At 72.6% G+C, this 6,234-nt stretch carries 5 protein-coding genes; 4 read left to right on the plus strand and 1 reads right to left on the minus strand.

The window, feature by feature from the left end; genetic code table 11:
* Window positions 1-1,220 precede the first annotated feature (1,220 nt).
* The 3 genes from ACFV6D_RS33010 (at window position 1,221) to ACFV6D_RS33020 (ending at window position 4,301) form a co-directional block, all read left to right on the plus strand.
* On the plus strand, window positions 1,221-2,090 hold the full coding sequence (locus ACFV6D_RS33010; protein WP_159398544.1) for a hypothetical protein: 870 nt from the start codon (window positions 1,221-1,223) through the stop codon (window positions 2,088-2,090).
* A gap of 205 nt (window positions 2,091-2,295) precedes the next feature.
* A complete protein-coding gene (locus tag ACFV6D_RS33015) occupies window positions 2,296-2,994 on the plus strand; it encodes a hypothetical protein (RefSeq protein ID WP_380562470.1) in 699 nt (232 codons plus the stop codon).
* 509 nt (window positions 2,995-3,503) lie between these two features.
* A complete protein-coding gene (locus ACFV6D_RS33020; RefSeq protein ID WP_380562472.1) occupies window positions 3,504-4,301 on the plus strand; it encodes an SGNH/GDSL hydrolase family protein in 798 nt (265 codons plus the stop codon).
* Window positions 4,302-4,514: 213 nt separating this feature from the next.
* Here ACFV6D_RS33020 and ACFV6D_RS33025 read toward each other — a convergent pair whose 3' ends face one another.
* Complete coding sequence (locus ACFV6D_RS33025; protein ID WP_380562474.1) at window positions 4,515-5,405, minus strand: nitroreductase/quinone reductase family protein; 891 nt, start codon at window positions 5,403-5,405, stop codon at window positions 4,515-4,517.
* A gap of 320 nt (window positions 5,406-5,725) precedes the next feature.
* Between ACFV6D_RS33025 and ACFV6D_RS33030 the strand changes: the two genes are divergently transcribed.
* On the plus strand, window positions 5,726-6,112 hold the full coding sequence (locus tag ACFV6D_RS33030) for a hypothetical protein (RefSeq protein ID WP_380562476.1): 387 nt from the start codon (window positions 5,726-5,728) through the stop codon (window positions 6,110-6,112).
* Window positions 6,113-6,234: the final 122 nt, after the last annotated feature.

Raw genomic sequence — 6,234 nt, forward strand, 5'->3', positions numbered from 1 at the left:
CCCTTCGCCGCGCACCCCCCCAACCACCCCGCCCCCCCACCAAACGCGCCGGCCCCCCCCCCCCCCCCCCCGCGCCTGCATAAACTACTCGCGGCCTGATCAAACCAACCACGTGTTGCGACGATCCCTAGAAACCGCCCTCGGGTGGGGCCCGCTTTCCTTGTTTCACGAGGCCCCCGAGATTCGCCGCACAACTGGCGTTGATCGAATGTCTACTGGCCGCTGGTCCACTGTGAGAACTGACCCCTTCGAGTCCTTGGACAACCATAGTGATCAAGCGTGTAGTAGTTGGCGTAGCGGCAACTGCGCTGTTCAGCCTCGGTGCCGGTGTGGCGCTTGCCCAGACGGGTGCGGAAAGCACGGCAGTCGTCACGGCTTTCCCTGCGACGGGTGCGGCCGTTCCGGTCGGCACCGAGGAGGCCCACGCTCAGGCCTCCGTGCCCGGACGGACCGGCGAGGCCAGCACCGCCAACTGGCACTGGGTCAACGGCGGAGCACGCAACACCGTTGTGACTCCGGCGGGCTGGAGCGGCAAGCGCTTCGAGGAATGATATTTCGGGATTGCCCGCTGGTGCCCTGCACCGGCGGGCATTCGCCGTTGTACGGCGCACCCGTTCACAGCTGGATCGTCGTCCAGAAGTGGTCCATCCAACTCGCTGCTTTTGCGGCCAGATCTGCTGGTGCGCCCAAAGCTGCCGCCTATTGGGCTGTGTCTCCATGCGGCAGTCGCATGGTTCCCGACCCTAACGTCCGGTACTGACAATCCCGTCCGGATCGGGAGACCCGAGGGTCCTGGGACGCGCGTGTTCGATTACTCGGGGTGGATTGTCAGTGGCTCTGTGTATGTTCCTCGACGTCGGCGGCTCCAGGGTCGGAGCGGTCGACGGTGTCCGGTGCTGGGCTAGTCGGTGGGAGGAACCATGCGGGTGTGGTCGTTGGGTCGTGAGGGCTCCGGGGTTGCGGAGCGCTGTGCGGGGCGTTGTGGGGGCTGCCGGGGTTCCGGGGCCGTCGATGTCTTCGGGCGGTCGCGGGTCCGCCGGCGGGTGCTGCTGCGCGCCGGGCGGCGGGCCGGGGCGGATGGCGGACCGGGTGCTCCCGGCGGGGCCCGGCCGTCCGGTGGTGACCGGCCGCCGGGAGGGCGTGCGGGCGGGGCCGGTGCGCGGGGGCGCCGTGGCGGGCGGGCCCGGGGCGCTCCGCCGCCGCAGCCGGTGGCGGTCGCGGTGGCGGCGGCTGCGTCCGACTTCGCCGGCCTCGCGCGGTACGGGCTGTTCGGCCGGCTCGCCCACCAGGAGTACCTGCGGCGCTCGGAGGAGCAGCTGAGGGCCCTGCACGCGCAGGGCCTGGAGGTGCACCTGCGGGTCCTGGAGGCGGGTGACTACGAGGACTACTGCACGGCGCTCGGCCTCGACCCCCGGACGCCCGCCGCCCGGGTCGCGTACGCGGGCGATCCGGAGCTGGCCGGGGAGCCCTTCGTCTACGCGGGGGAGCGGCTGGCCGAACTGCTCCCGGTCCTGCTGGACGACCACCGGGCGCGGGTGCGGATGTCCGTCGCGGGCGTGGCCCTGCTGGAGGCGGTCGGCGACGACCCGGACGGGCAGCGGCGGCTGGCGGCGGTGATGGGGTACGTGACGTCGGCCTACCTCGCGCTGGCCGAGGGCGCGGGGGAGGGCTGCCACCTGCTGACGCTGCGCTGCCACGGCCCGGAGGACGGCGAGCAGCTCAGCTCGGCGGTGGAGGTCTGCGTGGAGGCGGGCGGCCTCTACCCCGCCGGGCGGGACACCGAGGCGTTCTGCGTGACGCTGGCGGCGGGGGTCGCCGGCGGCGGGGCGGGGGCGCTGCTGCTGCACGGCGATCCGGGCGTCCCGGCGTCCGGGGCCTCGGCCTCGGACGGGCCGTGGGTGCGCGGTTGGGCGCTGGCCGGCGGGCGGTTGCGGCCGATGACGGTGCACGAGGTGTTCGACGAGCTGGCCGACGACGCCGCGCGCGGGCTGCCGTTCCCGCCCGGGGTGGTCCCGCGACCGGGCTTCCCGCTGCCGGGCTTTTCGGAGCCCGCTTCCCCGTCGGAGGAGGGGGGTGGGCCGCTGGGGTGATCAGGGGGTTTCCACTCCTGCCATCCACCATGCGGCGCTGGGGACTGTTCATCGACCGCCTGTTCGGGGAAGATTCGGAGAAGATCAACAGCAGGAGCGCGCGGTGCCCCACGCCGCCGCTCCGGCCGCTCCGCTCCGTACCGTGCTCCGCAGGTCCGTCCCGCGCACTGCCGGTCCGGCGAGCCCGACAGCGAGAGGGGGACGCATGAGCCGGATCGAGTACAGCGCGGAGATCGCCGAGCTGCTCGGCAGGGTGCGCCGGCGTCCCACGGCGGGGTGGCCGTGGCGGCCGGGCGAGCAGGTGCCCGAGGGGCTGCCGGTGAAGCAGTCCTGGGGGTGGCTGTTCGCTCCGGACGGGCGGGTGCTGACCCTGGTCAACCCCAGGGACGGGATCTGCTCGCTCCCCGGCGGCTCGCTGGAACCGGAGGACGCCGGGGATCCGGCCTCCGCGCTGGCCCGGGAGGCGGCCGAGGAGGCCCAGGCCGTGATCGGCCGACCGTACTACCTCGGTTACCTCTACGACCGGGTCGGCTCGGCCAACGGCGGGCACGAGTGTGCGCGGGTCCGGATGGCGGCGGCGCTGCGCGCGGTCGGCCCGAGCGCGGCCGACCCGGCCTCCGGCCGGCACTACCGGCGGCTGCTGGTCGCGCCCGGACTCGCCGTCGAACTGCTCGGCTGGGGCGCGCCCGGGCTGCGCCAGGCCCGGGTGGCGGTCGCCACCGCCGCCCGCCGGCTCGGCGTGCCGGTCGCCGCGAACGAGGCGATCGAGGAGCTGCCGGTGGAGGGCTGCGTGGTCTTCCCCGGCGCCGTCTACCCGGATGCCGTGTGTCCGGATGCCGGTTACCCGGAGGCCGTCCACCCGGATGCGGTGTGCCCGAGCGAGCCTCACCCGGGCCTCGCGTAGCCGGAGGAGGGGCTGCCGGGTGACGGCGCCGTCCGCCTGATCCACGGTCAGGGCTTCGAGCTGGAGTCCGCGTGCGCTGGAGTCCGCGTGCGCCGGAGTCCGCGTGTGCCGGAGCCCGCGTGCGCTGACGCCCTTGCGTGAGAAGTCGGTTCGCGCGGAGTCGGGTCGTGTCGTGCCGGTTCGCGCCGCGCTGTGCCGTGGCGAGCACCGGCGCGACGCGACGCGTCGTATGGCGGGGTGGCCTGGCGATGGCCGTGTCGTGACGGTGTCCTGGCCGCACCCTGACTACCAACTGACCACTCGCTGACTTTTTCACCGACCACTGTCTACGCGCGATGACCGACGCTGGTCGGCGTACACCGGCGCTGACCAGCGCCAACTCACGCCCTGTGGCCGATGGTTCACTTCTGCGTTGTCGGACTGCCCGTCAATGTCCTTGGCATGACCGCTTCCCGGTTCACCTACTGCCTGGTATCACTTCTGTGACCCATACCACACCAGGAGGTGCCATGCTCCGTCCAGCGCGCGCCATGTCCGTTGCCGCGATAGCGGCTCTGCTCACTCTGACCACGTTGTTCACCGCTTCATCCGCGAATGCGGCGAGCGTCAACTACGTCGCCCTCGGGGACTCCTACTCCGCCGGTGTCGGTGCCGGCAGCTACCTGAGCGACAGCGGCAACTGCAAGCGAAGCACCAACGCCTACCCGTACCTGTGGAAGAACGCGCACTCGCCGTCGTCCTTCTCGTTCGTCGCGTGTTCCGGCGCCAGAACCGGAGACGTCCTCAGCAACCAGATCTCCGCGCTGAGCTCCAGCACCACGCTGGTCAGCCTGTCGGTCGGCGGCAACGACGCCGGCTTCGCCGACACCATGAAGACCTGCGTGCTGGAGTCGGACAGCACCTGCCTCAGCGCCGTCAGCGCGGCCCAGAACTACGCCCGCAACACCCTGCCCGCCCAGCTGGACAAGGTGTACTCGACGATCCACACCAAGGCGCCGAACGCCCACGTGGTGGTGCTGGGTTACCCGCACCTCTACAAGATCGGCGGCAGCTGCATCCTCGGCATCAGTGACACCAAGCGCGCCGCGATCAACGGCGCCGCCGACACGCTGGACGACGTCATCGCCAAGCGGGTCGCCAACGCCGGCTTCAGCTTCGGCGACGTGCGCAGCATCTTCACCGAGCACGAGATCTGCGGCTCGCTGACCACCTGGCTCAACAGCGCCACCCTGCCGGTCGACGAGAGCTACCACCCGAAGGCCGCCGGCCAGTCCGGTGGCTACCTCCCGGTCTTCACCCAGTCGTAACGGCTTCGCGCCGGTAGGCCATCGCATCGGCAGGCCCGTCGCATCGGCAGGCCTGTCACATAGGTGGGACCGTCGCATCGGTAGGCCGTCGCTCCAGGGCGCCCGCCGAACCGGCACGCGGGGCCGGGGGGCGCCCCGCCCCCCCCCCCCCCCCGGCGCCCGGCGCCCCCCCCCCGCGCGGGGGGGGGCCGGCCCCGACGGCATTCGTGCGTCTCAGTCCCGGGCCGGAGCGGGCCGGAGCGGCGGGAGCGGGATCCCGGCGAGCGTCGGGAGCAGTTCCGCTTCCTCGTAGTCGAGGTGTGCCTCCAGCTCGGCCGACATCCGGTCCAACTCGGCCCGGAGCCGGTCCGGTTCGGTGACCTCGATCCCGGTCAGCAGCGCCACCAGCTCCTCCTTGATCCGCCCGATCACCAGGTGCTGTTCGCCCAGCTGTTCCAGCACCCCGGCCAGCTCCGGGTGGTTGCGCGCGAGCGCGGGGAAGATCGCAACGTCCTCGCCGGTGTGGTGGTGCGTCAGCCCCTCGCAGAAGGCGAGGCAGTGCTGGCGCAGTTGGAGCCCGAGGCCGGCCGGGCGGCCCGCGACGTGCGAGTGCGCCTCCTCCCGGACGTGGCGCAGCTGCGCACGCAGCCAGGTGTGCGCCTCCAACAGCTTGTCGGCGAGGCTGCGCACCTCGCGCGCGGGTGTCTCGGGTCGTTCCAGGACGACCACCGGCAGTTCCCGGTCGGTGTTCGCCTGGTAGTCGCCGTACCCGGGCGCCTGCCGGACGACGGCCGCGAACAGCCGCTCCCGTCGGGCGCCTTCGGCGGGTACGGCGATCACGTCGAACGCCTCGGATCCGAGTTCGACCCGGACCACCGGTCGGGCGAGCAGGTTGCGGTACCACTGCGGATGGTCCGGCGCCCCGGCGGCGGAGGCGACGACCAGGAGCAGTCCCTCGGCCCGGACGTACCCGAGCGGCACGGTGTGCGGCTTGCCCGACCTGGCCCCGGCGGTGGTGAGCAGCAGCAGGTCGCCGCCCTCGAACGGGCCGCCGACCCGCCCGCCGTCGGCCCGGAACTCCTCGATGACGCTCTGGTTGAACTGGTTGACATGGTTCGTGGACATGGACATAGGTGTGGGTGAAGTCTCCTACAGGGGTTGGGAGTCACGGCCACACGCGGTGCACGGGCGCGCACGCGGACACCACGGTGACCGCCTACGTCAGATCAGGGCAGCGGAGAAAGTACTCATCGCGCATCGTCCCTCGGATAAAGGTGCTCGCTCGGTTGCCGGCCGGCCCACTACTCTGTGGCCGGCGCCGCGCTGCACGCCCCCATTAGAGCCACGCGCGGACGCCCTGTCAACGAGCAAGATCGCCGCCGAAAGATCCCCGACGCGGGGCCGCCGACGCGGATTCGCCGACACGGGATCGCCGATGAAGGGAAGTGAACGCCGTCGTGGAGCGCATCGTCGACCTCGACCACGCCGCCGAGCGGATCGCCGCCCGGGCCGTACGCTGGCGGGCCGCCGGTCTGACGGTCGGCGCGCTCACCTGGCGCGACGCCCTGGCCCTGTGGCCGCAGCCGCTGGAGACGGACCGCGCCCGAGTCACGGACCCGGACTCCGTCGGCGTCCAGGTCGTGGACCCGCTGTCCGGTGGCGAACTGCACGTGGTGCTGTTCCGTGGCGGCTGGGCCGACGTCGAGTACCTCGCCGCCGGCTGGGAGGAGCAGGACGACGCCGAGGTCGGCGTGATCCCGGCCAACGATTTCACCGGCGCCGCCGACTTCGACGAGCGCCTGCGCGGCTGGATGGCGCACGTCTTCGGCTGAGCCCGGCCGCCGGTGGACGGGAGCCCCGCGAGTGGGTGCCCCCGTCGGCGGGGGGGGGGCGGGGGGGGGCGCCGCCCGGCGCCCGCCGTCCCCCGGTGCCCGCGACACCCCCCCGCCGGCAG

It is taken from the genome of Kitasatospora sp. NPDC059812, from assembly GCF_042732075.1.
Classification (GTDB): domain Bacteria; phylum Actinomycetota; class Actinomycetes; order Streptomycetales; family Streptomycetaceae; genus Kitasatospora.